Below are 25,279 nucleotides of genomic sequence, written 5' to 3' on the forward strand. Positions count from 1 at the left end.
CGCTGCTATCTTCCGCCTAACAAACGTTTGGTGGAAAGGTGGCTGATCGGCTCATGGGTGTCTTCACCTCCGCCCCGGACGAGGGCGTCGCCGTCGTCACCGTCGGCTTCTCACCGGTCAACGCCTCCCCCGTGCAGGGCTGGTACGACTTCGCCGCTGCGGAACGGGCCGCGGGCGCCGATCCCCGGGTGCGCTGCGTCACGGTTGCCGCCGGGGAACTGCACCGGCACGGCTCGGTCCGGCGCGTCGTCCCGCGCGAACGGCTGCTGGACACGGCGCTGGAACCGGCCCGGGAGATCTCCGCCAAGGACGGGCAGCTGGTCCGGTTCGCCGAGGCCGCGATGAACGGAATCGATCCGGTGGACGTCCGCCACAGCTACGGCTTCGAACAGGGCTTCACCTTCGAGGCCGACCTCAGCGGCGTCGCCGATCGGGTCCGCGACACGTTCGGCGAGGACGTCGCCGCCGGCGAGGACGTCGCCTTCGACACGGACAAGGAGCAGCAGTCATGAGCAGGGACAAGACGATGACCGCCGAGGATGTCGTGGGCCGGCTCCGGAGCGGGATGACGATCGGCATCGGCGGCTGGGGCTCCCGGCGCAAGCCGATGGCACTGGTACGGGCGCTGCTGCGGTCCGACCTCACGGATCTGACCGTGGTCTCGTACGGTGGCCCGGACGTCGGGCTGCTGGCCGCCGCCGGGAAGATCCGGAAGCTGGTCGCGGCCTTCGCCACGCTCGACTCCATCCCCCTGGAGCCTCACTTCGGCGGGGCCCGGCAGCACGGGGCCTTCGAACTGGTGGAGTTGGACGAGGCCATGGTCATGTGGGGCCTGACCGCCGCCGTGCACCGGCTGCCCTTCATGCCCGTCCGGGCCGGCCTCGCCTCGGACGTGATGAGCGTCAACCCGTCGCTGCGGACGATCACGTCCCCGTACGGAGAACGCGAGGAGCTCGTCGCCGTCCCCGCACTGCGCCTGGACGCCGCGCTGGTCCACCTCAACCGTGCCGACGCGCACGGCAACGGCCAGTACCTGGGCCCCGACCCGTACTTCGACGACCTGTTCTGCGAGGCCGCCGACGCCGCGTACGTCTCGTGCGAGCGGATCGTGGAGACCTCGGACCTGCTCAAGGAGGCGGGACCGCAGTCACTGCTGCTCAAGCGCGCGTTCGTCGACGGTGTCGTCGAGACCTCGAACGGCGCGCACTTCACCTCCTGCGTCCCCGACTACGACCGGGACGAGAGGTTCCAGCGCGCCTACGCCGGGGCGGCCCGGGACCCCGAGGCGTGGCAGGCCTTCACCGCCCGGTTCCTGTCCGGCGACGAGGACGCCTACCGGACCGCGGTCGCGGCGTTCCACGAGGAGGAAGCGTGAGGGCACCGGCATCACCCCGACGGCCGCGACGGCGACACGGGCCGAGTACTGCGTCGTCGCCTGCGCGGAGGCATGGCGTGGCTCGGGTGAGGGTCGTGGACGCCGTGGACATCCCGGTCGTCGCGGCCGGCGGCTTCCACGACGGCCGCGGCCTGGTCTCGGCATGCCTCGGCCTTCCGGCCCGAGTCCGGCAGGACCTGGGCGGAGATGATCCGTGACGGCCTGGCGATGAAGCACGGCAAGGACCTGACGTGGAACCAGATCCTGCTGGGCGCCAACACCCCCATGCTGCTCAAGGCGTCCATGGTGGACGGCCGTACCGATCTCGGCGTGATGCCCTCCGGGCAGGTCGCGGGAGTGACCGACGATCTGCCGTCCTGCACCGAACTCGTCGACCGCCTCGTGACCGATGCGCGGGCCGTGATCCACGCCCTGCCCACCACGGACCGACCGCACCACGCCCCACCGCACTCCTCACCTACAGGCACCTTCCCCTGAAACCCGTTGGAGTCGAATCATGCGCGCCCTCCCCATCCGACGTGCGACCGCCGCCGTCACCGCCACCGTCGTCCTGAGCGCTCTGCCCACCCTCGCCGCAGCCGACGCCCCGGCCGGGCCCGTGACATCGGCCTCCCACCAAGCCGGGCCCGGCGCCGTCCGCCACATCGCTCTCCAGGGCGCGGTCAACGTCCGCGACCTCGGTGGCCAGCGCACCGACAACGGCCGACGGATCCGCTACGGCCAGGTGTTCCGGGGCGACGCGCTGAACGGACTGACCGACGCCGACCTCGCGGTCCTCTCCGCACTGGACCTGCGCACCGTGCTCGACTTCCGTACCCCGGAGGAGGTCGCGCAGGACGGCGCAGACCGCCTCCCGGGAGAACTCGCGCCGACCGCCCGCCCCGTGGCCGACCTCGGCCTGTATGCAACGACGAAGGCGGTCATCGGCTCCAAGGATCCCGTGAGGCAGCACGAGGCGCTCGGGAACGGCAGGGCCGAGCAGCTCATGCGGGACATCTACCGCACCTTCGTCACCGACGCAGACAGCCGCCGCCAGTTCGCCACGACGATCCGCGACATCGCCCATCACAAGGGGGCCCCGCTGCTCTTCCACTGCACCTCGGGCAAGGACCGCACCGGCTGGATGAGCTATCTCCTGCTGCGTGCAGTCGGCGTCCCGTCCAGGGCCGCCGAGCGGGACTACCTGCTGTCCAACTACTTCCGCGGGGAGGCGGACCGCAAGGTCCGCGAGGGGCTGAAGCAGGCCGGCTACATGGAGAACCCCGAGCTGCTCGTGCCACTGCAGGAGGTCCGCGCCGACTACCTGGGGGCGGCCCTGGACCAGATCCGTAAGGACTACGGCTCCTTCCACAGCTACCTCGGGGAAGGGCTCGGCCTGGACGCCCGGACCCTGGCGAAGCTCCGCGCGAGACTGGTGCGGTGACCAGGCCCCCACCACAGAGGTCCGCCTGGGTGTCTGCACCCCGACGGGCCTCTGTCATGACCTCATTTCTCACACAATTTCCCACGCGCAGAGACCTCACGGTCAGATCGCTTCCGTCCGGCCTCCTTCCGCACCGGCCGTGAACGGATCCCGCCATCCCCGCACCGATCACACCGCCTGGCGACAGATGTCCTCCGATGCCCCGGCAGAGTCAGAGACGCTCAATGATCGTCACGTTCGCCTGACCGCCCCCCTCGCACATGGTCTGCAGGCCGTAGCGACCGCCGGTGCGCTCCAGTTCGTGCAGCAGGGGACCTTCAGCAGGTGCGGGTGCATGGCCAGGCTCGGGGAAACGGCGTTGACCCCGGACCCTGTACGCGGCGGCCTCCAGCGCGGCGCAGCGGGTGAGGGCCATCAATCCGGCCTTGGCGGCGGCGTAGTGGGCCCGGCCCTTCTGGGCCCGCCAGCCGATCACCGAGGCATTGTTGACGACGACGCCCCCAGCGTCCGCGGCCTTCATGCGGCGCAGCGCGGCGCGAGTGCAGCGGAAGGTGCCGTTCAGCGTGACGTCGAGAACCTTGTCCCACTGCTCGTCGGCCATGTCGACCAGGTCGGCGGTACCGCCGGGGCCCGCGTTGTTGACGACGATGCCGAGGCGCCCGTGGCGCTCCACGGCGAAGTCGAACAGTGCGGCGACCTGGGTCTCGTCGGTGACGTCCCAGGGCAGGGCGTCGACGCGGGCGGCGCCGAACTCCGTGGCCGGCTCAGCCTCGGACTCCCTCGGTCTGCGGGCGTGAGCGTCGGAGAGGACGACCCGCGCGCCTTCTTCCAGGAGCCCGCCTGGCAGTCGCGCCGCCGATGCCGGCGCCCGCGGCGGCGGTGACGACGGCGGCGCTGCCGGCGAGCAGTCCGTGGCCTGTCACGTAGGGCGGAGGCGTGTGCGGGGCGGTCACAGGCGGACTTCCCTGGGCAGGCCGAGGACACGCTCGGCGATGATGTTCCGCTGGATCTCGTTGGAGCCGGCGTAGATGGTGTCGGAGCGGGAGAAGAGGTACAGCCGCTGCCAGTCGGTGAGGTCGTACGGCTCGCCGGCGGCCAGCATGCCTCCGGCGCCGCAGACGTCCATGGCGAGTTCGCCCAGCTCCCTGTGCCAGGTGGCCCAGAAGATCTTCCCGATGGACGCCTCGGGGCCCGGGGCCCCGGCCGCGACTCCGCCGAGCATGCGCAGAGCGTTGAACCGTATGGTCTCCAGGCCGATCCAGGCGCGGGCGATCCGGTCGCGGATCAGGGGGTCGGTGGCCGCGCCGTTGCGCTTGGCGAGCTCGATGACGGCCTCCAGCTCGCGGCGGAAGCCGACCTGCTGGCCGAGGGTGGACACGCCCCTCTCGAAGCCGAGGGTGGCCATGGCCACCCGCCACCCGTCGCCGGGGCCGCCGACGATGTGGGAGATGTGGGTGCGGGCCCCGTCGAAGAACACCTCGTTGAACTCCGAGGTCCCGGTCAGCTGAACGATCGGCCTGATCTCCACGCCGGGCTGGTCCAGGGGAACGAGGAGGTAGGACAGGCCCCGGTGGCGGGTCGTTCCGGGCTCGGTACGGGCGACGACGAAGCACCAGTCGGCTTCGTGCGCGAGCGAGGTCCAGACCTTCTGCCCGGTGACCACCCACTGGTCGCCGTCCCGCTCGGCGCGGGTCCGGACATTGGCCAGGTCCGAGCCGGCGTCCGGCTCCGAGTAGCCCTGGCACCACAGCTCCTCGACGGCGACGATCGGCGGGAGGAACCGCTCGCGCTGTTCGGGTGTGCCGAAGGCGATGAGGGTGGGTCCCAGGAGTTGCTCGCCGATGTGGTCGACGCGTGCGGGGGCGCCGGCGAGGGCGTACTCCTCGTGGAAGGCGACCTGCTGTTCGAGGGTCACGCCTCGCCCGCCGTACTCCTTGGGCCACCCGACACAGGTCCACCCCTCGGCGGCCATGTGCCGCTCCCAGGCAAGGCGTTCGGCGTGCGCCTCGTGTTCCCGTCCGGGGCCGCCGTGTCCGCGCAGGGCGGCGAACTCACCCGTGAGGTTGGAGCGCAGCCAGCTGCGGACCTCTCTGCGGAACTCCTCGACGTTGCTCATGGCCGTACGCTAACCTACCAAACACTTGTTAGGGAAGGAGGGTGGATGTCCACTGCCCGCACCGCGTCCACGGAACCTGTCAGGTCGCCACCCCGGCCACCGCCGCCCAGTCCCTCGGCCTCGACCGCGTCCTCCTCGACCCGGACTGTCGAGTACGTCGGACAGCGCATCCGGTTGGAGTTCGCCGTCGGCTCCTTCCAGGCGGTCAAGCACCGCCTCGCCGACACGCTCATCGCACTGGAATCCACTCAGCCCCTGCTCCGCTCCGTCGCCCTGGCCCCGACTGAAGGAACGGGCCACAGCACCGCCGGGGTCGCCGCGGCGAAGGTCACGGCGGGTGAGGCGTCGTACGCCGCCGCCCGCACGGCCCTGCGGCTCCACGGCGCCGTCGGCTCCACGCAGGAGCCGGACCTCGTCCTGTGGACCCGCAAGGCCCGTCCCCTCCGCGACGCCTGGGGCACCCCCGCGGCCTGCCGCGCCCGAGTCCTCGCTGCCTGAACGGCGCCCACTCCCCCGGTCCGACACACCACCGCCCGCCGGGCCCCGGCATCCCCACCGCACCTGGGAGTCAACCGTGTTCCCCGCACGTCCCCGCACATCCCCGAGAGACCCTTTGACCCCGCCCTCCGTCGCCGACGGCCTGCTCTCCGCTTCGGGCGACGCCCGGAGCGCTCCCTCGCGACGCCCGCCGTCGTCTGCGGACTCGTGACCGCTCCGGCCGTCTGGCGCACCGCCGAGACCCGGAGCCGGGACTCGTGGGAGGAGTACCCGGCCGCGCCCGGCGAGCAACCCCGTACCCGTCCGACATCGACAGGAGCAGAAGCGTGAGACTGACCGAGGAGCAGGCAGAACTGCGGTCCGCTGTGCGGGGCGTCCTCTCACGCCATGCGGGGGACACGGCCTGGCGGCCGTTGACCCGGCAGATCGGCGTCGCGGGGCTCGCCGTCCCCGAGGAGTACGGTGGCGCCGGGTGCGGGGCCCGGGAGGTCAACGTGGTGATGGAGGAACTGGGACGAGAGCTGAGCCCTGTCCCGTACCTCGGCTCCGCGGTGCTCTTGGTGCAGGCACTACTCGCCTCCGGCGACGAAGCAGCGTGCGCGCGACTGCTGCCGGGGCTGGCCTCGGGTGCCGCTGTGGGGGCCCTCGCGTGGGCCGAGCGCGGTTCCTGGGACCCCTCTGCCATACAGGCCGATGCCTCCCCGGGGCCCGGGGGAAGGTGGCGGATCACCGGGACCAAGGAGCACGTGCTGGACGGCGCGGAAGCCGAGGTGCTGCTCGTGGCGGCCCGTTCGGGAGCGGGGGTCTCGCTCTTCGAGGTCTCCGGGGACGGCGCGGGCGTGGACCGCGAGGCGACGGTGGCAATGGACTCCACACGGACGCAGGCACACGTGGTACTCACCAGTGCGGAGGGCCGGCTCGTCGGAGCGGAGGGTGAGGGCGACCGGGTGCTGTCACACGTACTGGACCTGGCCTGCACGGCATTGGCAGCCGAACAGGTCGGTGCCGCCTCACGCTGCTTGGAGCTCACTCTCGCCTACGCCCAGGAGCGGATCCAGTTCGGCCGTCCCATCGGTTCCTTCCAGGCGGTCAAGCATCGCCTCGCGGACGCCTACGTCCTGGTGGAATCTGCGCGCTCGGTCGCGCTCGGCGCTTCCTTCGCAGCCGCCGGGGGTGGCGCCCAGGAGCTTTCCCGCCACGCAGCCGCCGCCAAGTCGGCCTGCTCGGAGGCATTCTCGGTGGTGGCGGGCGAGATGATCCAGTTGCACGGCGGCATCGGCATCACGTGGGAGCACGACGCCCACCGCTACTTCAAGCGCGCGCACGGCTCGGCCCAGCTCTTCGGCCCGCCGGCCTGGCACCGCGCCCGCCTGGCAGCCGACCTGGGCCTGCCCGTCGCATGAAACCTGTTGCCCACTACCGGGGATCAACCTCAGTGGGTCGGCACCGAGCGGCCGGGACATCGCACCGTCCGACATGGGCGCGGCTGCATGGTGGTCGAGCGTGATCTCGCACCAGGGCGGGCGGCGGACGCGCCTCCAGGTGGCCGCGCAACGCCCTGTCCCTCGCAGGAGTGCTCCCCCGGGAAGCGCAGCGCGCCAGGGTGCGAGGTGCCGGTAAGGGCCTGCCGGAAAACAACTGGCTCTCGAACACCCTGACTGCGCTGGGGCGTCAAGAGCCAGAACATGCGAGATATTTCCCGGCAGGCCCTAAGCGGAGCACACCGGCACGCCTCGCTGCCGGGATCGGGGCGAGGCGGAATGCCCGGCTGCCGGGCTCTTCCCTCATTCGCCCGAGTGAGGGGCGATTCGTGTGCGGCAGGGCCGGGTGCGGCCTGTCTGTTGGGGTGGTTCAGGTGGACGACCCCGGGCGCTGGGGATGATGCTCCTATTGCTGTCAAGCGGCTTGGAGCCAGTCGCGGTGGGCGTGGGTGAGGTCGTCGTCCCGGCTGAGTCCTCTTTCGAGTCTTGAGATGGCGGTCGGCCGGACGCCGAAGTCCTGGGCGACGGCGGCACGCCCGAGTTCCAGCGCGATCGCGCCGCCGGTGCCGTGGCCAACGGCGGCGACCCGGTCGGGGTCGGTCTGCGGTTCCGCGAGCAACACATCGAGTGCCGCGCGGCCGATGCCCCGCATCCGGTCGGAATCGGCGAGCAGCGGCGTGCAGCGGCGTGCAACGCTCCCGCATCTCCCCTGGGTTGCTCAGGCAGCGTCCGCCGTGGAAGTCGAAGGCCGGCGCCACGTACCCCATCTCGGCCAGGGCATCGGCTCGGCAACGCTCGTCGCTGATCCCGATCCCCTCGGGCCCGATCGAGGCTGCGGACCGACGCTCCGCACCGGCGGGGAACGCAAGGTATCCCATCGTCGTCAGACCCTAGGCCGGGTATTCGATCGTACGAGATCTGACCGTCACGAGATGGGACGGTATCGACCGTCGAGCCCTGTCGGGTCGGTTTCACCGACGGCAGACGGCAGCCTGTCCCAGTTGCGTCACCGGAACACGGACCACCTGTCGGCAAACGACAGCGAGCGCCACTGTTCGGGAGGTCAGCGGCGACCTCGCAGGCGGCCAGGTCGCGCGAGTGCCCGCGGTGACGCTTCCGGGCTTCGTCAGCTTCACGGCGCGGCAGCGCCCCCACCGTCCGACGCAAGAACGACGCCGTGCGCTCCACACGGGTCCCGTCGACAGACGGACCGCTGACATGCTCACCAGCAGCGAGGCGTGGGTGACCTGGCTCGCGGGTCCGCCGGGCCATGCGTGCCTTGATCCGTTTGCCGCGTTTGCGGTCAGTGGTCCCCGCCTCCTTGACTGCGTGGTGCGGTATCGAGCCGGTCGCGGAAGGGTTCACTGAGCGCTGCCCTTCGTGCGAATCCACAACAGGGGGCAGCCGACCAGCCAACTCCTTCATGGCTTCGGTGACTGACCTTCGGCAGGGTCCGCCGGATGTACTTGTGCTATTCCGCGTCAACAGCAACTGAACGAGTCACGGAAGGGGCAGCAGGGTCTTTCTGATGGCCATCCATATTCCTCCCACCTCACCAGAGCACATTGTGTGCGCCTAAGGGCTGTCCCGTAATCCCTGGTGGATCAGCGTGCCGCGTCTGACGCCGCACGCCCACCAGGGATTACGGGACAGCCCTTAGCCGCGCTGATCTCCCGCGGGTGTCGCCGGCCGAGTTGATTTTCGAGGCGGCAACCGCAGAGCCCCACTTGCTCCCCCGGTTAGTCTGCGTGTGCGGTGTCCCGCATGGGCAGAGCATTCGGGGAGCCCTCAACCTCTGCGACAAGGAAGTGACCATGACCGCACACACCCAAGAAACGAGCATCCACGCGCTTGAGCGCATCTGGATGGACGAGGCCATCGCCCTTGCCACCAACAGCGTGAAGAACGGCGGCGGTCCGTTCGGCGCACTCATGGCAAAGGATGGCGAGATATTCGCAATCGGGAACAACAGAGTTACTTCGAGCCTCGACCCGACGGCGCATGGCGAGGTGAGCGCGATCCGCGCCGCCTGCCAGAAGCTGGGCACCTTCTCGCTGGAGGGCTGCGTCCTGGTCACCTCGTGCGAGCCGTGCCCCATGTGTCTTTCCTCTGCACTGTGGGCGCGGGTCGACCGGATCATCTTCGCTGCTGATCGCGACGACGCTGCGGTGGCCGGTTTCGACGACCGCAAGTTCTACGACCTGTTCGAAAAGAAGCCCGCGGAACTGTGGCCGATGGCGATCGAGCGATTGGAAATGCCGAACCGTACGGCGCCGTTCGACGCCTGGCTGGCCAAGTCCGACCGTATCGATTACTGAGCACCCGGCTCACCGCGCACCGGCATCGAGTACATCGAATCAACCAGACCTCTCCGGGTCCCAAAAATTCTGGAACTGAAATAGAGAAGTGAACCCCCGAGAGGAAAATTGAATACCCCCGCAAGCCGGGGGACGGCATGACGACCGAGTCATACATCGTCCTGGGATCGTCTCCAGGGATCTCTACGACGGCCGAACACTGACCTTCTGACGGTGCATCAAAAGTGACTCACTTGGTGATCTCCGCCTGAATTCGGGTTCGGTGATCAAGAGCAGGCGGGGAGGCCATCCTCGTGGCGGACCGGGCAGAGATCCGAAGGCTGCAGCGGCAGGTTCGTTGCGAAGTCGCGATCCGTCCGGTTCGCCGGTCTCGCGTGTGACGATTCATCGGTCCGCTGCCTGCTCCCCGCGGCTTGCGGGGGCGTCGGTACCCCGCTCTGGCGCTGCTATGCGCGGCCGCTGCCGCGGTGTTCACCGGGGGCCCGCTCCTGCATCGGGATCGATGAATGGATCGACGATGCCCTGCAGTCCGTCCTGGGTGTGCTCGGCCTCCGAGCCGACCCGCTCACCGACATCCGGCTGGCGCCGCACGCAGCCGCGCAGCCACCGTCTGTAGTCCGTCGTCCGCTCCAGCATCTCAACATCGACGCGCCGGACGCGGCCATCGACGTATGTCTCCAGGCAAGAACACCACCGCCACAACAGCCCGAGCCGCCGTCGAAGCCTGCGCTGCACGCCGTCGCGGTGGGCGGCAGGACGGTGCGCGTCTCCCGAACCGCCACCGCCATGGTGTGGCCGCCGTTCTCCGTCGCACCAGCTGTGACTGCGGCTGACCGCTGTCGGCCCTCGGTCTCACGGGATCAAGCACCCGGACAGATCCCGAACATGCAGTGCCCCTGAATGCCGAGGTAGCGGTCGGTCAAGCGGTCGATCCGGTCTTCCGCACGGTCTGACGGCCGGGTGAGCTGTCCCAGTGCGACCTGTGGCTCACCGACGCGCACGTCCCCCTGCTCCACGGAACGTCCATGTCAGATCGTGCGACAAGCCATCTCTGGGCTGGTCGGTGCCTTGACCTGGGGTGCTTGAGCGGTCGCCGTCGACCTGGTGGCGCTTTCAGACCTGGCTGGGCCGCGACCACCACGTCCGCGTCGACATCTGCGGCGAATCCGTCGGCTTTGCGGCGATCGACCATCAGGTCGCTGTGCAGGCCGGAAACGACCAGATCACCGTCTTCACCTCTGGCGGCGAAATCGTCGCACAGCATGCCCCGCTGCCGGCTTCGCCGTCGGCCCCTCACCGACCCCGAGCACACAGGGCGCGCGGGACTGGCTCGTGGAAACCTCAAGCCGACTCCGTACCACCGCTGTCTCGCTCACCAAGATCTCCAACAATTTGCGCAGGAGGGCGTTCGGGTCGTCGAAGGGCGTAAGCGGGTTCCTGCCTTGGTGAAGCAGATGCTTGTTGAAGTGGCGGGCGCAGTCATGCCGAATGGGTGCCCCGCATGTGTGCGTTCTCACAAGCGCGGGGCACCGCTTCGATCCAGGGTAGGGGGTCAGTTGCCTTCGGATTCGAAGGTACGCAGCAAATCTGCAGCGACGCTCACGGCAATCGTCGCGGGTTCCTTGCCCGTGATGTCGGCCAGCCCGATCGGGGTCTTGATCCGATCGATGATGGCCTCGTCGTGGCCGCCCTCGGAGGCGAGGCGTTTGCGAAACCGCACCCACTTGGCCGCCGAGCCGATCAGTCCGATGGAGCCGAGATGGGTTGTACGCAAGGCGGCGTCGCACAGAGCCGCGTCCTCGGCATGATCATGGGTCATGATCAGGACGTGGGTGCCGTGCGGCAACTCTTCCAGCACCTCCTCGGGCAGCAGAGGCGTGTGATGCACGCGTACCTGCGCCACCGCGTCTGCCAGTACGTCGAGCCGCTTCTCGGTGAGGATGTCGGAGCGGGTGTCGATCAGGTGGAGGTCGAGGTCCTGGCGTGCCAGGATGCGCGCCAGTTCCAGCCCGACGTGCCCGACGCCGAAGACCGCGACTGCCCGTACCACCGGCAGCGGTTCGAGCAGCACCGAGACCGTGCCACCACAGCATTGCACGCCATGCTGGTTGGTCACCTTGTCGTTCAAAGCGAAATCAATCAGCTCCGGCACGGGCTTGGACACGGCGAGTATCTCCCGGGCCCGATCGATGGCTACGGCCTCGACATTGCCGCCACCGATCGAACCCCACGTCTCGGTCTGCCCCACGACGAGCTTCGCACCGGCATCGCGCGGGGCATGGCCGCGCACGGTCGCAACGGTGACCAGTACGCCGGACTCCCGGCGCGCTCGCAACCGTGCGACCGCGGCAACCCACGTCATGTCAGGCACCGTTCAGCGCTTTTGCGTCGGATCGGATCTCGCCGTCGGCGGCGTGTCCGTCACGGGCATGACCGTTCCGGGAGGCATCGTCCGAGCGAGCCGCTTGGATCGCCCAGTACACCGCCTCCGGGGTTGCGGGCGAAGCCAACTCGACGCCGACCCCGCGCGGTCCGAACTCGGCGGCGGCCTGCCGCAATGCCTCGCGCACCGAGAACGCCAGCATCAGCGGAGGCTCACCCACCGCCTTGGACCCGTACACCGAGCCCTCTTCGGTGGCGTTCTCCAGAAGCGTGACGTTGAACTCCTCGGGCATCTCCGAGAAGCTCGGCAGCTTGTAGGTGCTCGCGGCCTGGGTCAGCAGCCGGCCGCGGTTCGGCCCGTCAGTGGCGTCCCAGCGCATGTCCTCAAGCGTCAGCCAGCCCGCCCCCTGCACGAAGCCACCCTCGACCTGACCGATGTCGATCATCGGGGACAGGCTGTCGCCGACATCGTGCACGATGTCCACCCGCCGGATGCGGTAGGCGCCGGTGAAGCCGTCCACCTCCACCTCGGCCGCGGCGGCGCCATGGGAGAAGTATTTGAACGGCGAGCCCCTGAACGTCTTCGCGTCCCAGTGCAGTCCCTCGGTCCGGTAGAAGCCGGCCGCCGACAACTGGACGCGCTGGAAGTACGCGGTGCGCACCAGATCGTCCCAGGCCAGCTGCTTGTCGCTGCCCAAGGTACGCGCGACACCCTCGACGATGCGCACATCCGAGGCATTCGAGCCCAGCTGCGAGGCGGCCACCTGCAGCAGCCGCTCGCGCAACTGCTCGCAGGCGTTCTTCACCGCCGCACCGTTGAGGTCCGCCCCGGAACTGGCGGCGGTGGCAGAGGTGTTGGGCACCTTGTCGGTTCGCGTCGGGGCCAGCCGCACCTTGTACAGCGGGATACCCAGCGTGGTCGCGGCCACCTGAAGCATCTTGGTGTGCAGGCCCTGGCCCATCTCGGTGCCGCCGTGGTTGATCAGGACCGAACCGTCCTTGTAGATCAGCACCAGCGCGCCGCCCTGGTTGAAGGCGGTGAGGTTGAACGAGATTCCGAACTTGACGCCGGTGACCGCGAGTGCCCGCTTGGTGTTCGGGTGTGCGGCGTTGAACGCGGCGATCTCGCGCTTGCGATCGGCGATGCCGCCATTGTCCTGGACCTTCTGCCAGACGGCTGAGATGCGTTCGGGATGGACGACCGGCTGTCCGTACGGAGTCGCCTGCCCCTTCTGGTAGAAGTTGCGCTCCCGCAATTCGATCGGGTCCAGGCCGAGCAGCGGCGCGCACCGGCCCATGATGTCCTCGATCACCAGCATGCCCTGCGGTCCGCCGAAGCCGCGGAAGGCGGTGTTGGAGACCTTGTTGGTCTTGGCGATGCGACCGGCGATGCGCGCGTTGGGAATCCAGTAGGTGTTGTCGATGTGGCACAGCGCACGGGCCACCACCGGCTCGGAAAGATCCAGGCTCCAGCCACCGTCCGCGGTCAGGGTGGCTTCCAACGCCCGGATGCGGCCGTCGGCGTCGAAGCCGATCTTCCACTGGGCGTGGAACCCGTGACGCTTACCGGACATGGTCAGATCCTGCGTACGGTTGAGCCGCAGCCGAACCGGTCGGCCGGTCAGCCTGGCGCCGAGCGCGGCGACGGCCGCGAACCCGTGCGGCTGCATCTCCTTCCCGCCGAAGCCGCCGCCCATCCGCAGACACTGCACGGTCACCTCGTGGCTGTGCAGGCCGAGCACGTGCGCGACGATTTCCTGGGTCTCCGAAGGATGCTGGGTGCTGCTCTGGATGAACACCTGTTCGGCCTCGTCGGCATGGGCCAGCGCCGCATGCGTCTCAAGGTAGAAGTGTTCCTGGTCGGAGAACTGGAACTCGCCGGTGAACACGTGCGCGGAGTCGGCGAAGCCGGCGTCGACGTCGCCGGTCAGCATCACGGGCCGAGCGCCGTGAAAACTGTCGGCCGCGATGGCGTCCTGCAGCGTGACCACGGAGGGCAGTTCGTCGAGTTCCACCTCGACGGCCGCCGCACCGAGCCGGGCCGCCTCCAGGGTCTCAGCGAGCACCCAGGCGACGGCGTGGCCGTAGAACATGACCTCGTCGGGGAACAGCGGCTCGTCATGCTTCATCCCGGCATCGTTGACGCCCGGCACGTCGGCACCGGTCAGGACACGGACCACACCGGGCACGGCGAGCGCAGGCTCGGTGCGCAGCGCGGTGATCCTGCCATGGGCCTTCATGACCTGGACCGGGTAGGCATGCAGCGCGTCCTTGGTGCGACAGACCAGGTCGTCGGTGTAGAGCGCGCTCCCGGTGACGTGCAGGGTGGCACTCTCGTGCGGCATCGATACGCCGACGACAGGCTTCTCAGGGCGCTCGGACAAATGACTCATGACGACACCGCCTCAGTGGTTTGCGCGTACAGCTTCAGCAGGCTCTGGCCCAGCATCGCGGAACGGTAGAGCGCGCTGGCGCGGTGATCGTTCATCGGCGTGCCCTCACCCCGCAGCGCCCGGGCCGCGGCCTCGACGGTCTCCGCCACCCACGGCTTGCCCTCCAGTGCCGCCTCGGTGGCGAGGGAACGGATCGGGGTCGCGGCCACGCCGCCCAGGCCGATGCGTGCCTTGCGGACGATGCCGTCCTCGATGTCGAGCGCGAAAGCGACTGCCACGCTGGAGATGTCGTCGAAGCGCCGCTTGGCGATCTTATGGAAGGCCACGACCTGCGACAGAGGCAGCGGGATACGCACCGAGCGGATCAGCTCGCCCGGACGGCGCACGCTCTGCCGGTAACCGGTGAAGTAGTCCGCCAACGGGACCTCGCGCTCACCGTCGGCATCGGTGAGCACCACCGACGCCTCCAGCGCGAGCAGTACCGGCGGGCTGTCACCGATGGGAGAGCCGGTACCCAGGTTGCCCCCGAGGGTGGCGCCGTTGCGGATGAGCCGGGATGCGAACTGCGGGAACAGCTCGGCCAGCAGCGGGACGTCGCCGTCGAGACGGCGTTCGATCTCGGTGAGCGTCAGCGCCGCCCCGATCTCGATGTGGTCGGATTCGACTCGCAGCTCCCGCAATTCGGACAGCCGGTCGATGGCGACCACACAGTCCGCCCTACGGGCACGGATATTGACCTCGACGCCCCAGTCGGTGGAGCCGGCGACCACCACCGCATCGGGCCGCTCGCGCAGCAACTCCAGCGTTTCGGCCAGGGTGCTCTTCCGGAGGAAAACACTGCTGTCCTGGATGTACTCGGTGGCAGCCGGTGCGGGCGGGGACTGCTCGCGACGCTGCGCCAGCGGATCCTCCTCGGTGGGTGCACCGACGGCGAACGCGGCATCGCGAATGGGGCGATATCCCGTGCAGCGGCACAGGTTTCCGCTCAGGGCGTGCAGGTCGAAACCGTTCGGACCGTGTTCGGCGTCAGTGCTGTCCTCCGAGCCCGTACTGTCGGCCGAGTCCGCGTGCGCGCAGCGCGTGGGTCGGTAGTACTCGGCGGCCATACTGCAGATGAATCCCGGCGTGCAGTACCCGCATTGGGAGCCGCCGCGCACCGCCATCTCCTCCTGCACCGGGTGCAGGGTGGGCGGCTTGCCGGGTTCGCCAGCTGTGGCGAGCCCCTCGGAGGTGATGATCTCCTGACCGTCGAGCGCCGCGACCGGGATCAGGCAGGCGTTGACCGCCACCCACTCGGTGGGCTTGTTCACTCCGGGACGGGCCACCAGGACCGAGCAGGCGCCGCATTCACCCTCGGCGCAACCCTCCTTCGTTCCGGTGAGGCCACGCTCGCGCAGGAAATCCAGCGCTGTGGTGTGGGGCGCGGCCGGTGAAATCGGTGCTTCTTTTCCGTTGACCGTGATCCGCGCCGCTACCATGACAGGCCTTCGCTTCGGAGCGTGATCGGTCGATTCATCATGTTCGCCAATTTTCAGGCAGCTTTCTGTGTTCAGTCGCGCCACGTGAGAGGGGCGGGCGCAGAAAGGCACGTGACAGCGACGTGCTGGAAGGTGGTAAGGGAAATCCCGGAATGTGCCACGACCGGGCACATCAGAACGGCGTGCTCAGCAGCCGTGCGCGATCCGACCCGGAACCCAGGCCGTGCACTGGGCGAGGCGACCGAGGTCGGAGCTGGTGTACATCCGCTGGTCGCCTCCTTCCGGTAGTCATGGTTCGACGATTACCGCAAAGTAGTGGCTCTGGTCACAGAGGTCAAGAGGTTGACCTCGGGCTCTCAGGAGCCGATCGGATTCTCGGCTGGCGCGTCGCCGCTGTGTGGTCGAACAGGTCGTGTGCGCCACGAGGCGCTCTGTTCATACCCCCGGCTCAGCCGGGAGGAACTCGCAAGGAGGTACGTGGTGAAGCCGAGCGCGCCGGCGGCAGTTCGGGCGAGAACGGTGACGTGCTTCAGTTCAGCGATGGTCGTCCTCGGTCGGTCGCGCGCAGAACCGTGTGGTCCGGACCGCGAGTGAATTTGCTCGCGGCGTGGCAGCAGCGGCGCTGCTCGCCCAGTTGGAAGGGAAGAGTGGTGTCGAGACCTTCGCTGGCTTCTCGGTCTCACCGCCAGGCCCACCGAGGCCAACACAGCCCGCGTCCTGGGCGGTGATGACAGTGCGGGGAGAAGACGTCGCTCGCGACACCTCTCGGGTGCGGAAGCCAGCCGCGTGAACGCCTCATGGCAGTCTCGGTGCCGTGCCCGTTGTGGTGCCCCGTCCCGGCCGGTGAGTCGGGCCGGCGGAGACTCGTGCAGGGGCTCTCGGCTCACCCGTTGGGCTCGCTGTGGCCCGCGCCGGGATGGAGTGTGCGGGACAGGCCCCGGTCCCCATGACGGGACGCAGTACGGCCGGGGCCGCCCCGCCTTCGTGGCGCCGCTCAGTGCCAGGCGCCGCAGATCTGGCCGCCGTCGGAGTCCTTCTTGCACGCGCGGTAGGCGTGGCTGGTGCCGACCATGAGGGAGTACGCGGGGCGTGAAGTGGTCGCGTTCACGTGGTACAGCGCACCGCCCTTGATCTGGATCCAGCCTTTCCAGGCGTGGTCGCCCTTTTCGATGGTGACCCAGGCCGCGCTGCAACGCGAGGAGGTCCGCAGTTGTACGGCGGGCCCGCCGCTGGCGCGGATCGGGTCTCCGAGGTTGCGGGCATCCTTGTCGCAACCGGTCGTATGCGGATTCTTCCCGTCGCAGGCGTTGCCACGGCACGTCGCTGCGGCGTCTGCCGGTGAAACAGCGATACCGCTACCGATGAACGCGAACGCAGCCACTGCCGCCATCGCCCAGCGTCGGACGCTCATGGACACCCCATCTCTTCGGGCCCGCCGAGGCAGGCAAAAGTGTTCAGACACCTTTATTAGTGAAATCCCGGGCCTCCGTGCTAGACGTGCCGCGGTGAGTTCACCGAAACGAGTCACTCGACGACGTGGACGGGGACCGGCAACTCCGCGGCGCGCCCCCGCACGCACCTCCGCTCAGACCGAAGGACCTCAAGAACGCACGGGCCCACAACACTCCGGCCGGATCGGCATCTCCGGCCCCCGCCCGGTCTTCCGCCCGCGTCACCTTCGACCGCCACCCGGACGGCTGGCCCGCCGAAACCGGCACGATCACCACCGTCCGGCGCTTTCCGGCGCCTCAGAGACAGTCCGGCTCCACGATCTCCTGGCCCTCCCCCTGAGGTTCCTCGAACCGGCCGAAGAAGTCGTCCAGGGCCTGTGGCGTCACGAGCAACGAGTTCGCGTCCCCGCGCTCATTGCGCTCCGCCAGGCGACGCAGCAACTCATCACGCCCGACCGGTAAATACAGCAGCCTCCACCGCCCGCCGGCCGACTCCACCGGCTCCGTCATCGCGTCGCGGTCCTTGCGCGGCCACAGCCCGTGGTCCCACACCACGTCTCGGCCCTCCGCAACCAGCTCGGCCGGCCGCCGGTGCAGCTCGGCAAGGACCGAGGCCTCCTTCTCGAAGTAGGTGTTCTCCGGGTAGTCGATGCCGTACCTGCCGTACCGCTGGAAGACCACCTCGTCCACCGACAGCCGCACGGTTCCCCGGGGCTCCAGCACCCGCCGGGCGTAGGTCGTCTTTCCCGGGCCGGTGAGCCCCACCAGCAGGAAGTCCACCGGAGCGAAGCTCTCGACCACCCCCAACTCCCCTCACCACCCTTGGCATTTCTACGGCAGTCTGCCACTGCGGGCCTGTCCGGAGCTTCCTGTTCCCGGCCGCCGCCGCCAGCCGCCCGTGCCCGCCCCGCCCTCGTCCGTGCGCTTGACCGGCCTGCTCCTTTCCCGCACCGACGCCGCGTCTCGCGCGTCGATACTGGTGAAGGTGTGAAACCCAGCCGCGGGAGGCCGGTACGCCGGTGGATACTGCCGGTGGAGACTGCCGGTGTGCTGAACGATCTGAAGGGCGCACTGGTCGCGCTGGAGGCCCACCGGCCCGGCTCTCTGCGCCGGGCCCGGCAGCGGGCTGCGCTCGGCCAAGGCCTGCCCGATCGTGAGCGGGAGATGCGGACGACCTACCGGTGAAGCGGAGTGTCTTGCCGGATCCCGCGGGGGCGGAGCCGATGGGGAGGTCGTCGAAGACGACCGGCCCGGTGTGGGTGCCGCCGTCCTCCCACTGTCCGACGACGTAGTCGCCTTCGGCGATGCAGTAATGCCCGTGGCCGTCGGGCGCGTGACGGCCACGGGCACACCGCGCTGACTGGAGGTCAGCGGCGCCGGAAGGTTACCCCCGGCATGAGGAAGATGCCGGGTGACGCAGGAGTGTGAGATCCGGATCCGGTTTCAGCAACTGTTGGTCTTCAGGGACTCGGGGGCTGCTCTTCCGCTGTTCAGGCTTGAGGGCGGCGGCCCCAGGGAGTGAAGGCGTGCCGTGGCGTCGCTCCGGGAGGGCGGGATGCCGTCGGTCGTGGGGCTGCGGGAGGCGGCGGATCGGATCCGGGCCGAGCCGGGCGGGAGTGGGGCGCGTGAGCCATCGCCCGTTCACACGTCGGTGAGGCGCCGTGCCCAGGCGAGGCGGGACTCCGGCGCCATCGCTCCGCTCCCGCTATCCGGCGGGCGCGGCGACCGGTGTCGGCATTACCGCGGTCCACAGGGGGCTGGCCTGGCCGCGGTTGCGGGCGCTGAGCTCCTCGAAGTACCAGTCCTGGCCGAGGAGTTGCTTCACTCGCAAGATCGCCTCGCCGTCCGGGCCCGAGTAGTAGTGGACCTTCTTGCGGTCGCCGTCGGTGACCATGCGGAACATGATCTCTGCCGTTCCGGCGGGATCCGAGCGGACGAGGTTGAGCGACGCGAAGGCCGTCCAGCCGGCGGCGTAGTCGGCGGGTACGTCCTCGGCGCGATCCATCTTGCCGAAGATCTTCGTCTGGCCCGGACCCGGAACCGTATGCCATCGATCAACTGCCGCCGACGCCGGACCAGCGACCGCGGTCCCGTCATGTCACGAGCTGATCGCCGAGAGGGGCGCGCAGGTACAGGACGAGGTGCCCGTGCCGGGCCCGGGTGACCAGACCGGTCCGGTGCAGGATGCCGAGGTGCTGGTTCACCGCTCCCTGACTGAGCGCGAGTCGGCGGGCCAGGTCCGTGGTGCTCGCGGGCTCGGCGAGAAGTGTCAGGATGCGGGCACGGGTACTGCCGAGGAGGTCTGCCAGGGCTTGGGGTGGAGCGGCCGTTTCGGTGTGCCAGACCGTGGCCCGGCCTCGCGCGGGGTAGAGGATCCTCGGCGGCAGCGCGGGATTGACGAGGGTGCTGGTGTGGTGGCTGAACAGGGACGGGGTGAGGATCACCCCGCGTCCGTCCACGGCTTCATCGCGGGGCTCGTCGCACAGAGTGTCCACACTGAGCGTGCCGGCCTCCCAGCACAGCCCCGGGTCGATGTCCGGGAAGAGGGCGGCCGCGCCCTCGTCGGTCAGGCGGCGGGCCCGGTGGAGGACGTCGGCCCGAAGAACGGCGCGCATCCGCGGCCAATGCGGTGCGATCACGAGCGCCCAGTAGGCGTGGAGGGCGTCGGTGATCCGCGCGAGGAGGCGCCGAGGTGCGTCGTACACCTGCTGGAGATTCGGGTCCAGCTCTCTGCCGCTGGCGGCCTGGAGCAGTTCGGGCATCATGCGTTCGGTCGGTGTCGCCCGCAGCGCCGCGAACTCGTCATCGATGTCGGGGGTGGACGTCGTCGGATGCGGGGTGACGAAGTCGGGAATCCGTCGACGTGGGCCGACCAGTGCCTGCAGCAAGGGCCAGTCGAGCTGTCTCAGCAGCGGGGCGGACTGACGGAGAAAGGGCTGGTGTTCGGCATGCCGCGCCGGGTTGTGCCACGCCCACAGGCTCAGGACGGTCTCGGTGAGGGGTGAATACGCGAACCGGACCGAGGCCAGGTCGTCGACGTCGAGCCGGAGCAGCAACATTCGGCCCACACTAAATCTTTCGCGTGGTGGGTGAACAGCCTGATGTGATCCGGCGCATGACTGCTTCTGCTGCCGGGGGAAGCCCGGCGACGGCGACGTACGACCGTATCGGTGTCGGCTACCAGCAGGTCCGCAAACCCGCCCCGCGCCTGGCCGAACTGATCCGCAACGCTATGGCTGGGCCTCGCACCGTAGTCGATGTCGGGGCGGGCGTCGGCTCTTACGAGCTGACGGATGCGGACGTGACCGCGGCGGCCCCCGCTCGGGTCACGTTCGCCCCACATCCCGGTCGCCGCAAGGTCCTGGCCGACGCGGAGGAACTGCCCTTCGAGCTGAACCGGAAGTCCGTGGAGTACGGCCACCGCCTGCTCACAGCGGGGAGCGGCGAGACTCTGCGGGGGAACGGCGGATGATCGGGGTGGTCACGGGCTGCTGGTATGAGCTGCACGAACTGGGTGACGGAGTCGTCCGGATCACCGAACCGCATGTCGACAAGCTGCTGCGGGCCAACTTGTGGTGGTTGCGTGGAGCAGACCGCGACATCGTCGTGGACGCGGGTTTGGGCGTGGCCTCCCTGAGCGCGGAGATCCCGCAGCTGTTCGAGCGGGATCCGCTGGTGATCCTCACCCATGCCCATCTGGACCATGTCGGAGGAGCGGGCGAGTTCCGCGAACAAGCCGCCCACACTGCTGCCGCCGACGCGCTCGCGCGCGGCATACCCGCGAGCCTGTACACCACCGAGCTCTACAACAGAATCGGCATCGTCCCGGCGGAGGAGTACCTGCCGGACCTGCTGATCGATTCTCTCCCGGGCCCTGGATACGACCCGCGCGCCTACAGCGTGGCTCCACTGACGGTGACCCGCCGTCTTCACGACGGGGACGTCATCGACCTGGGTGGCCGAACGCTGACGGTCATCCACCTGCCTGGCCACACACCCGGATGCATCGCCCTCCACGAGGAGCGCACCGGCGCGCTGTACACGGGGGATGTGGTCTACGACGGCCACCTCATCGATGACCTCCCTGAATCGGTCCGCTCCGCCTACCGGCACAGCATGGAGCACCTCGCGGACCTGGACCTGTCCGTCGTCCACCCGGGCCACGGCCGCAGCTTCGACCGGAGCCGCCTGCTCGAACTGACACAGAGCTACCTCCAACAGAATCGGTGCCCGTAGATCCCCTTGGCCGACTGCGCCTCGGAGACCTCTGACCCCGGCGGGCGCCGGCCGTCGGCCGCACAGAGCAAGAAGCTGTCTTCCATCAGTGTTCTGTCGCCGACTCAAGGGCCACGGGATCTCGGCGGCCCCAGCGCCAAGGAATTGGACTACGTCGAGTGAGAGGACGAGAACCACGTGGATGTGTATGAAGCCGTGGACGGCCGCCGGGCCGTGCGGGCGTTCAGGGACGAGCCGGTACCCCAGGAGGCTCTCGAACGAGTGCTGACCGCAGCGACACGGGCTCCGTCCAGCGGGAACCTCCAACCCTGGCACGTCTACGTCGTGGCCGGCGAGCCCCTGGCCGAACTGAAGAGACGCGCGACGGGCAGGGCACTGGCAGGCGACCCGGGCGACGAACGGGAGTACCCCATGTACCCGGCCGAACTGGCCTCGCCGTACAAGGACCGCTTCGCCGCCGCAGCCACCCAGCGGTACAGGGCATTGGGCATCGAACGCGACGACCCCGACCGGCCCATGAAGATCGCCGCCCTGAACACGGAGGCATTCGGGGCACCACTCGTACTGTTCTGCTACCTCGACCCGACGATGGGCCCCGGGCAGTGGGCGGACACAGGCATGTACCTGCAGACGGTCATGCTGCTGCTGAGGGCGGAAGGTCTGCACAGCTGCCCCCAGGTGATGTGGACGATGTACCACAAGACCGTCAGCCAGGCAGTCGGGGCCGACAACGGACACGTACTGCTCTGCGGCGTCTCGGTGGGATTCGAGAAGGAAGGCACCCCACCACTACGCACCGGACGGGCAGACATGACCGAAACAGTGAACTTCATCGGACTATGACCACCAAACGGTCAAGAACCGCACGGTCAACAAGCCCCCACAGCACCTTCGACCCACCCCGCCTCGACGCCCTTCCCGACCAGGAGACCCTGTGCCAGGCCTACGGACTCCCCCAGCGACGCGGTCGTGCGCAAGCGGACGACCGAACTCAGCCAGAGCCTGTAACTTGGCGCCCGGGCCGCCGACACGACGCGATCTGACACGGCCCGGGCGGACACGCCTCCTTCGCGCATCGACGGCGCAGCACCTGCAGGAGATCCCACATGCCCACCACGCCCGCGCCATCCAAATCCTTCGACCACCACTTCGCCCATGTCAACGGAGTCCGTCCGCACTACGTGAGCATCGGTTCGGCCGAACCGCTCGTGCTGCTCCCGGGCTGGCCCCGTACCTGGTGGCTGCCGGACCATCCGGCTTGCCGGGAGATCATGGCAGTGTTCGCCGCAGCCGACGCCCCGCTGCGGGCGCGGGCGATGTGCGAGGCGATGGACGTGGAGATCGCTCCCAACAACATCAACAACGTCCGCCTGAGACTCAAGCGGCTGACCAAGCGCGGGATCCTGGTCGGACCGAGCAAGGGTTGTTCACCCGGCCGCGGCCATAGCCGACCAGCGAACCCGCGGCCAGGCCGATCGCCTCAAGCGAAAGGACAACACGGGCACCAACTTCACATAGCGCCCTCTGGGTTGCCGATCAGTCGATGCGGTCGCTCAGGCCCAGCACCTTCGGGTTGTCGCTGGGGAAGTTCCTGGGCATGCCCGGCACATCGATGGTGCGCCCGTACACGCCGGCCAGGAACTCGACGGCACCGACTGGGAACTCGAACCACTCGGCGTTGTCCGTACGGACGACCACCGGCCATGCATCCGGATCCACAGGGCTCGTCCTCCAGTAGAAAGTGTCCCCGGAATAGGACGACGCCCAGGAGATCAGGCCTCCCGGCTGCGGGTAGGGAACGTAGTCCTCGGTATCGCCCATCTCGTACAGATCCTGAAGGATCTCGTCGTCCCTGGACGCGGACGCCCATGGCGCCTCGGCGCCGGGCGTCGGAAGGGACACCATGAGGAAATCATCGATGGCAAATACCGGGTACGCCTCCGCCAGAGAGCGGAAGTCCGAGGGCAGCGCCGTCCCGAGGCCCGCCTCAAGGGCGGTCCAGTCCACGCTGCGTCCGCCTGGCACACGCCACCGTGTCATCGAAGGCAGTGCGGCCTCCAGCTCTTCGACCCTCACCATGTCGTCTGCCAATCCGGAGAGTTCTCGAACAGGACGGTCTCGAACAATACTCCGTCGCCGATGCGGGCGAACACGACGACATAGTTGCTCAAATGGTCACGGACCACTCTCTGAAACATCCCGTGGGACACGGTGACCTGTCCCACGCACTCGCGGAAGCCGAGCTGATCGATCTCATCGGTGCGAAGACGGTAGCCGTGGACGAAGACCGCATCGTGTCGGGCGGATCGCCGACGCCGGAAGATCGGTTCATGGGCGAGGCTGCGGCAGGGCTCACTCAACGGGCACCCTACGAGCGGATCGAGGGCAGGCTGTGGTGCCCGGGTGCCGAGACCTCTCGGCCGCGTGCCAGGCCGTCTTGGAGGAGTACGGTGAACTGAAGCCGCAGCAAAAACTGCTGGCTGTCCTTCGGCTCGGAGAAGGAGCCCGTTCTGGCCGCCCCCGCCTCGGCCGTGGGCATCGACGACGAACGATCCGATGGCGAGAATGGCGTCGATGACGAGGCGGTGACGACCATGGTGCCCGCCGTCCACGACGCGGTGATGGAGCTGGAGACCGTACGCCAGAGAAGGACGAGAATGCCGCCTTCGCCAACCTGGTCATCGGCACGCGCTTCAGCGACTGGCTCACCCAGCAGGCATGAACTCTTTTGGCATGCCCCGGCAGAGGCCCATGCCGGCCTTCGACGTTCCGGCTCAGGAAATCCCTGCCGCGAGCACGGCGGCTGGTTCGGCGGGGCACTGCGGAATGACCGCGGCAAAGAGCGCGGCGGCCGCACTGTCGCGGCCAGTGACTCTGACATGGAGCCCGACAGGACCACACGCCCAGGGACTTGCTGATCGCCGCCTTGGACGTCTTCTCCGACCGTTCCGTCGAGCAGGGTGACCTCTCGCCGGCCCTCGCGGGCGCGGAATTCGTCGCCCTCGTCGTCTCCGGAGCCGGCTGCCCTGGTGCACTTCTTCAAAGTCGTGTCCAAGGCGGTGGGCGGTCGCGGGATCCGCGTCAACACGGTCAGTTCCTGCCTCGTCAAGATTGGTCTGCGGTCGGCCGTTGAGGGCATCGCAGCCACCGTTTCGCAGGCGACAGGAATGGCGCCGGAGGAGGTGACCGCGCAGGCCGCAGGGATGGCGGTGACCGGCCGGTTCTCGAAGCCGGCCGAGGTTGCGGACGCGGTTCTGGTGCTGGCGAGCGACCGGACAAGCAAGGTCGCCGGCTCCGACGTCACGATCGACGGCGGGTTCGTCACCACCTGGCAGTCACACCGTGGCCATGCGGCAGAGCCGATGCGTCGTCTACCCGCTTCCTCACCCCCGTGGATCGACAAGGAGAACGGTCTCGCCACGCGGGTGCTCCGTCGCGAGCGCCTCGTAGGCCGCTCACATCTTGGCAACTGACATGACGCGGTCCACCACCGGCTTGATTTTGCTGATGTCCATCCCTTGACCGCTCGTGCGCCGCGGCTCCTGGTCCTCAAGCTCCCGCACCCGGTTCCGGGCCTGCCGTAGTTGCCACTCCAGCCACTCGACCAGGACCCGGTTCTCGTCCGGGTCGGGTATCCCGCCGGGGCCGGGCATGGCTACACCTCGTCCTCGGCCGACTCGTGGACGTGCTTCAGCACCATGCGGGCCCCAGCACAGTCTCCGGCTTCGACGGACTCCCAGAAGGGGCGGGTGGACACGCATAAGCCACAGAAGGAGCGAATGCGCGGCCTGGCCGACTCCCTGGCGGATTCCCAGCCCTCGTCGGGAGCGGCGGCCCGATGGGGCGCGAGGTCGTCAGTGCGCCACCTGGACCGGCGGCCGGGCCTGGGGTCCGCGAAGCGCGCCGGGCGGTCCGTACGGCCGGCATCCGGCTGTGGCCGAAGCAGGTCCCCACGCTCACGATGGATCCTCATCGCCGGCGAGCCGAGTACTGATCGCCGTCTCAAGCTCAGCTTGCTCTTTATCTTCCGGCCTCGAACGGTGTCTCGAACTGGGTCGCTCACCTGGGGGTTCGCCGGACGTGGGGGCGGCCTTCGTCTGATCATGT

General features: G+C 68.7%; 22 protein-coding genes and 5 pseudogenes. 13 read left to right on the forward strand and 14 right to left on the reverse strand.

Annotated features, from left to right (window positions below; all coding sequences use genetic code 11):
* Nucleotides 1-53: 53 nt before the first annotated feature.
* From ACFYY1_RS39875 to ACFYY1_RS39890, 4 genes and pseudogenes are all read left to right on the forward strand, one after another.
* Nucleotides 54-512, forward strand: a complete 459-nt coding sequence (locus ACFYY1_RS39875; RefSeq protein WP_388594737.1) for a hypothetical protein — start codon at nucleotides 54-56, stop codon at nucleotides 510-512.
* Nucleotides 509-1,375: a CoA transferase subunit A gene (locus ACFYY1_RS39880; RefSeq protein ID WP_388594706.1), complete on the forward strand. Its 867-nt coding sequence runs from the start codon at nucleotides 509-511 to the stop codon at nucleotides 1,373-1,375. The genes ACFYY1_RS39875 and ACFYY1_RS39880 overlap by 4 nt, the downstream gene beginning before the upstream one ends.
* Nucleotides 1,376-1,464: 89 nt before the next feature.
* Nucleotides 1,465-1,873 (forward strand): annotated as a pseudogene (locus ACFYY1_RS39885) (hypothetical protein); the annotation flags it as partial.
* Nucleotides 1,874-1,892: 19 nt separating this feature from the next.
* The gene (locus ACFYY1_RS39890; protein WP_388594708.1) at nucleotides 1,893-2,819 is read left to right on the forward strand and encodes a tyrosine-protein phosphatase; all 927 of its coding nucleotides are present in this window, start codon (nucleotides 1,893-1,895) and stop codon (nucleotides 2,817-2,819) included.
* A 312-nt stretch (nucleotides 2,820-3,131) separates the two neighbouring features.
* Here the strand turns inward: ACFYY1_RS39890 and ACFYY1_RS39895 are convergent.
* A pseudogene (locus tag ACFYY1_RS39895) lies at nucleotides 3,132-3,772 on the reverse strand (SDR family NAD(P)-dependent oxidoreductase); the annotation flags it as partial.
* Nucleotides 3,769-4,935 carry an acyl-CoA dehydrogenase family protein gene (locus ACFYY1_RS39900; protein ID WP_388594709.1) on the reverse strand — a complete coding sequence of 389 codons (1,167 nt, stop codon included), beginning with the start codon at nucleotides 4,933-4,935 and terminating at the stop codon, nucleotides 3,769-3,771. The gene ACFYY1_RS39900 and the pseudogene ACFYY1_RS39895, both read right to left, overlap by 4 nt.
* A gap of 83 nt (nucleotides 4,936-5,018) precedes the next feature.
* On the opposite strand from ACFYY1_RS39900, the pseudogene ACFYY1_RS39905 reads away from it, so the two are divergent.
* A pseudogene (locus ACFYY1_RS39905) lies at nucleotides 5,019-5,433 on the forward strand (acyl-CoA dehydrogenase family protein); the annotation flags it as partial.
* A gap of 326 nt (nucleotides 5,434-5,759) precedes the next feature.
* Complete coding sequence (locus ACFYY1_RS39910; RefSeq protein WP_388594711.1) at nucleotides 5,760-6,836, forward strand: acyl-CoA dehydrogenase family protein; 1,077 nt, start codon at nucleotides 5,760-5,762, stop codon at nucleotides 6,834-6,836.
* 601 nt (nucleotides 6,837-7,437) lie between these two features.
* Here the strand turns inward: ACFYY1_RS39910 and ACFYY1_RS39915 are convergent.
* Nucleotides 7,438-7,792, reverse strand: a pseudogene (locus ACFYY1_RS39915) (dienelactone hydrolase family protein); the annotation flags it as partial.
* Nucleotides 7,793-8,728: 936 nt separating this feature from the next.
* Between ACFYY1_RS39915 and ACFYY1_RS39920 the strand changes: the two are divergent.
* On the forward strand, nucleotides 8,729-9,232 hold the full coding sequence (locus tag ACFYY1_RS39920) for a nucleoside deaminase (protein ID WP_388594713.1): 504 nt from the start codon (nucleotides 8,729-8,731) through the stop codon (nucleotides 9,230-9,232).
* 471 nt (nucleotides 9,233-9,703) lie between these two features.
* Here the strand turns inward: ACFYY1_RS39920 and ACFYY1_RS39925 are convergent, their stop codons facing one another.
* The gene (locus tag ACFYY1_RS39925) at nucleotides 9,704-9,868 is read right to left on the reverse strand and encodes a hypothetical protein (protein WP_388594715.1); all 165 of its coding nucleotides are present in this window, start codon (nucleotides 9,866-9,868) and stop codon (nucleotides 9,704-9,706) included.
* A 442-nt stretch (nucleotides 9,869-10,310) separates the two neighbouring features.
* Here ACFYY1_RS39925 and ACFYY1_RS39930 point away from each other — a divergent pair.
* Nucleotides 10,311-10,487: pseudogene (locus ACFYY1_RS39930) on the forward strand (IS21 family transposase); the annotation flags it as partial.
* Nucleotides 10,488-10,784: 297 nt separating this feature from the next.
* On the opposite strand, the gene xdhC reads toward ACFYY1_RS39930, so the two are convergent.
* The 5 genes from xdhC to ACFYY1_RS39955 form a co-directional block, all read right to left on the reverse strand.
* Nucleotides 10,785-11,594: a xanthine dehydrogenase accessory protein XdhC gene (gene xdhC / locus ACFYY1_RS39935; protein WP_388594716.1), complete on the reverse strand. Its 810-nt coding sequence runs from the start codon at nucleotides 11,592-11,594 to the stop codon at nucleotides 10,785-10,787.
* A 1-nt stretch (nucleotide 11,595) separates the two neighbouring features.
* Nucleotides 11,596-14,007 (reverse strand): xanthine dehydrogenase molybdopterin binding subunit, encoded by a 2,412-nt coding sequence (gene xdhB / locus ACFYY1_RS39940; RefSeq protein ID WP_388594718.1) that lies wholly within the window; start codon nucleotides 14,005-14,007, stop codon nucleotides 11,596-11,598.
* Nucleotides 14,004-15,485 carry a xanthine dehydrogenase small subunit gene (locus ACFYY1_RS39945; protein ID WP_388594739.1) on the reverse strand — a complete coding sequence of 494 codons (1,482 nt, stop codon included), beginning with the start codon at nucleotides 15,483-15,485 and terminating at the stop codon, nucleotides 14,004-14,006. The genes xdhB and ACFYY1_RS39945 overlap by 4 nt, the downstream gene beginning before the upstream one ends.
* Nucleotides 15,486-16,479: 994 nt before the next feature.
* Nucleotides 16,480-16,896: a DUF2690 domain-containing protein gene (locus ACFYY1_RS39950; RefSeq protein ID WP_388594719.1), complete on the reverse strand. Its 417-nt coding sequence runs from the start codon at nucleotides 16,894-16,896 to the stop codon at nucleotides 16,480-16,482.
* Nucleotides 16,897-17,233: 337 nt separating this feature from the next.
* Complete coding sequence (locus ACFYY1_RS39955) at nucleotides 17,234-17,737, reverse strand: ATP-binding protein (protein ID WP_388594721.1); 504 nt, start codon at nucleotides 17,735-17,737, stop codon at nucleotides 17,234-17,236.
* Nucleotides 17,738-17,983: 246 nt separating this feature from the next.
* Here ACFYY1_RS39955 and ACFYY1_RS39960 point away from each other — a divergent pair, with 246 nt between their 5' ends.
* Complete coding sequence (locus ACFYY1_RS39960; RefSeq protein ID WP_388594722.1) at nucleotides 17,984-18,121, forward strand: hypothetical protein; 138 nt, start codon at nucleotides 17,984-17,986, stop codon at nucleotides 18,119-18,121.
* Nucleotides 18,122-18,641: 520 nt separating this feature from the next.
* Here ACFYY1_RS39960 and ACFYY1_RS39965 read toward each other — a convergent pair.
* Both ACFYY1_RS39965 and ACFYY1_RS39970 read right to left on the reverse strand, forming a co-directional pair.
* The gene (locus ACFYY1_RS39965) at nucleotides 18,642-18,941 is read right to left on the reverse strand and encodes a hypothetical protein (RefSeq protein ID WP_388594724.1); all 300 of its coding nucleotides are present in this window, start codon (nucleotides 18,939-18,941) and stop codon (nucleotides 18,642-18,644) included.
* A gap of 88 nt (nucleotides 18,942-19,029) precedes the next feature.
* Nucleotides 19,030-19,995 (reverse strand): ArsR/SmtB family transcription factor, encoded by a 966-nt coding sequence (locus ACFYY1_RS39970; RefSeq protein WP_388594726.1) that lies wholly within the window; start codon nucleotides 19,993-19,995, stop codon nucleotides 19,030-19,032.
* A 56-nt stretch (nucleotides 19,996-20,051) separates the two neighbouring features.
* Here ACFYY1_RS39970 and ACFYY1_RS39975 point away from each other — a divergent pair, with 56 nt between their 5' ends.
* The 3 genes from ACFYY1_RS39975 to ACFYY1_RS39985 all read left to right on the forward strand — a co-directional run bounded on the left by ACFYY1_RS39975 (nucleotide 20,052) and on the right by ACFYY1_RS39985 (nucleotide 22,015).
* Entirely contained in the window at nucleotides 20,052-20,408 is a 357-nt protein-coding gene (locus ACFYY1_RS39975; RefSeq protein ID WP_388594727.1) for a hypothetical protein, read from the forward strand.
* On the forward strand, nucleotides 20,405-21,172 hold the full coding sequence (locus ACFYY1_RS39980; protein ID WP_388594728.1) for an MBL fold metallo-hydrolase: 768 nt from the start codon (nucleotides 20,405-20,407) through the stop codon (nucleotides 21,170-21,172). Before ACFYY1_RS39975 ends, ACFYY1_RS39980 begins: the two co-directional genes overlap by 4 nt.
* 177 nt (nucleotides 21,173-21,349) lie before the next feature.
* Nucleotides 21,350-22,015, forward strand: a complete 666-nt coding sequence (locus ACFYY1_RS39985) for a nitroreductase (RefSeq protein ID WP_388594730.1) — start codon at nucleotides 21,350-21,352, stop codon at nucleotides 22,013-22,015.
* A gap of 693 nt (nucleotides 22,016-22,708) precedes the next feature.
* Here the strand turns inward: ACFYY1_RS39985 and ACFYY1_RS39990 are convergent.
* Nucleotides 22,709-23,179, reverse strand: coding sequence for an SMI1/KNR4 family protein (locus ACFYY1_RS39990; RefSeq protein ID WP_388594731.1), 471 nt, complete (start codon nucleotides 23,177-23,179; stop codon nucleotides 22,709-22,711).
* A 65-nt stretch (nucleotides 23,180-23,244) separates the two neighbouring features.
* A complete protein-coding gene (locus ACFYY1_RS39995; protein ID WP_388594733.1) occupies nucleotides 23,245-23,532 on the reverse strand; it encodes a hypothetical protein in 288 nt (95 codons plus the stop codon).
* 669 nt (nucleotides 23,533-24,201) lie between these two features.
* Between ACFYY1_RS39995 and ACFYY1_RS40000 the strand changes: the two genes are divergently transcribed.
* Complete coding sequence (locus tag ACFYY1_RS40000; protein ID WP_388594735.1) at nucleotides 24,202-24,645, forward strand: SDR family oxidoreductase; 444 nt, start codon at nucleotides 24,202-24,204, stop codon at nucleotides 24,643-24,645.
* Here ACFYY1_RS40000 and ACFYY1_RS40005 read toward each other — a convergent pair.
* Nucleotides 24,628-24,825, reverse strand: a complete 198-nt coding sequence (locus ACFYY1_RS40005) for a hypothetical protein (RefSeq protein WP_388594736.1) — start codon at nucleotides 24,823-24,825, stop codon at nucleotides 24,628-24,630. The genes ACFYY1_RS40000 and ACFYY1_RS40005 overlap by 18 nt on opposite strands.
* Nucleotides 24,826-25,279: the final 454 nt, after the last annotated feature.

This window comes from Streptomyces sp. NPDC001890 (assembly GCF_042891445.1).
GTDB lineage: Bacteria > Actinomycetota > Actinomycetes > Streptomycetales > Streptomycetaceae > Streptomyces.

What these genes read in the sequence shown, in the direction of transcription:
- ACFYY1_RS39975 (WP_388594727.1), top strand. Translation starts at nt 20,052, where the DNA reads ATGACTGCTTCTGCTGCCGGGGGAAGCCCGGCGACGGCGACGTACGAC.
- ACFYY1_RS39970 (WP_388594726.1), bottom strand. Translation starts at nt 19,995, where the DNA reads ATGTTGCTGCTCCGGCTCGACGTCGACGACCTGGCCTCGGTCCGGTTC.
- ACFYY1_RS39980 (WP_388594728.1), top strand. Translation starts at nt 20,405, where the DNA reads ATGATCGGGGTGGTCACGGGCTGCTGGTATGAGCTGCACGAACTGGGT.
- ACFYY1_RS39965 (WP_388594724.1), bottom strand. Translation starts at nt 18,941, where the DNA reads ATGGATCGCGCCGAGGACGTACCCGCCGACTACGCCGCCGGCTGGACG.
- xdhB (WP_388594718.1), bottom strand. Translation starts at nt 14,007, where the DNA reads ATGAGTCATTTGTCCGAGCGCCCTGAGAAGCCTGTCGTCGGCGTATCG.
- ACFYY1_RS39920 (WP_388594713.1), top strand. Translation starts at nt 8,729, where the DNA reads ATGACCGCACACACCCAAGAAACGAGCATCCACGCGCTTGAGCGCATC.
- ACFYY1_RS40005 (WP_388594736.1), bottom strand. Translation starts at nt 24,825, where the DNA reads ATGCCCGGCCCCGGCGGGATACCCGACCCGGACGAGAACCGGGTCCTG.
- ACFYY1_RS39875 (WP_388594737.1), top strand. Translation starts at nt 54, where the DNA reads ATGGGTGTCTTCACCTCCGCCCCGGACGAGGGCGTCGCCGTCGTCACC.
- ACFYY1_RS39950 (WP_388594719.1), bottom strand. Translation starts at nt 16,896, where the DNA reads ATGAGCGTCCGACGCTGGGCGATGGCGGCAGTGGCTGCGTTCGCGTTC.
- ACFYY1_RS39890 (WP_388594708.1), top strand. Translation starts at nt 1,893, where the DNA reads ATGCGCGCCCTCCCCATCCGACGTGCGACCGCCGCCGTCACCGCCACC.
- xdhC (WP_388594716.1), bottom strand. Translation starts at nt 11,594, where the DNA reads ATGACGTGGGTTGCCGCGGTCGCACGGTTGCGAGCGCGCCGGGAGTCC.
- ACFYY1_RS39880 (WP_388594706.1), top strand. Translation starts at nt 509, where the DNA reads ATGAGCAGGGACAAGACGATGACCGCCGAGGATGTCGTGGGCCGGCTC.
- ACFYY1_RS39945 (WP_388594739.1), bottom strand. Translation starts at nt 15,485, where the DNA reads ATGGTAGCGGCGCGGATCACGGTCAACGGAAAAGAAGCACCGATTTCA.
- ACFYY1_RS39900 (WP_388594709.1), bottom strand. Translation starts at nt 4,935, where the DNA reads ATGAGCAACGTCGAGGAGTTCCGCAGAGAGGTCCGCAGCTGGCTGCGC.
- ACFYY1_RS39925 (WP_388594715.1), bottom strand. Translation starts at nt 9,868, where the DNA reads ATGCTGGAGCGGACGACGGACTACAGACGGTGGCTGCGCGGCTGCGTG.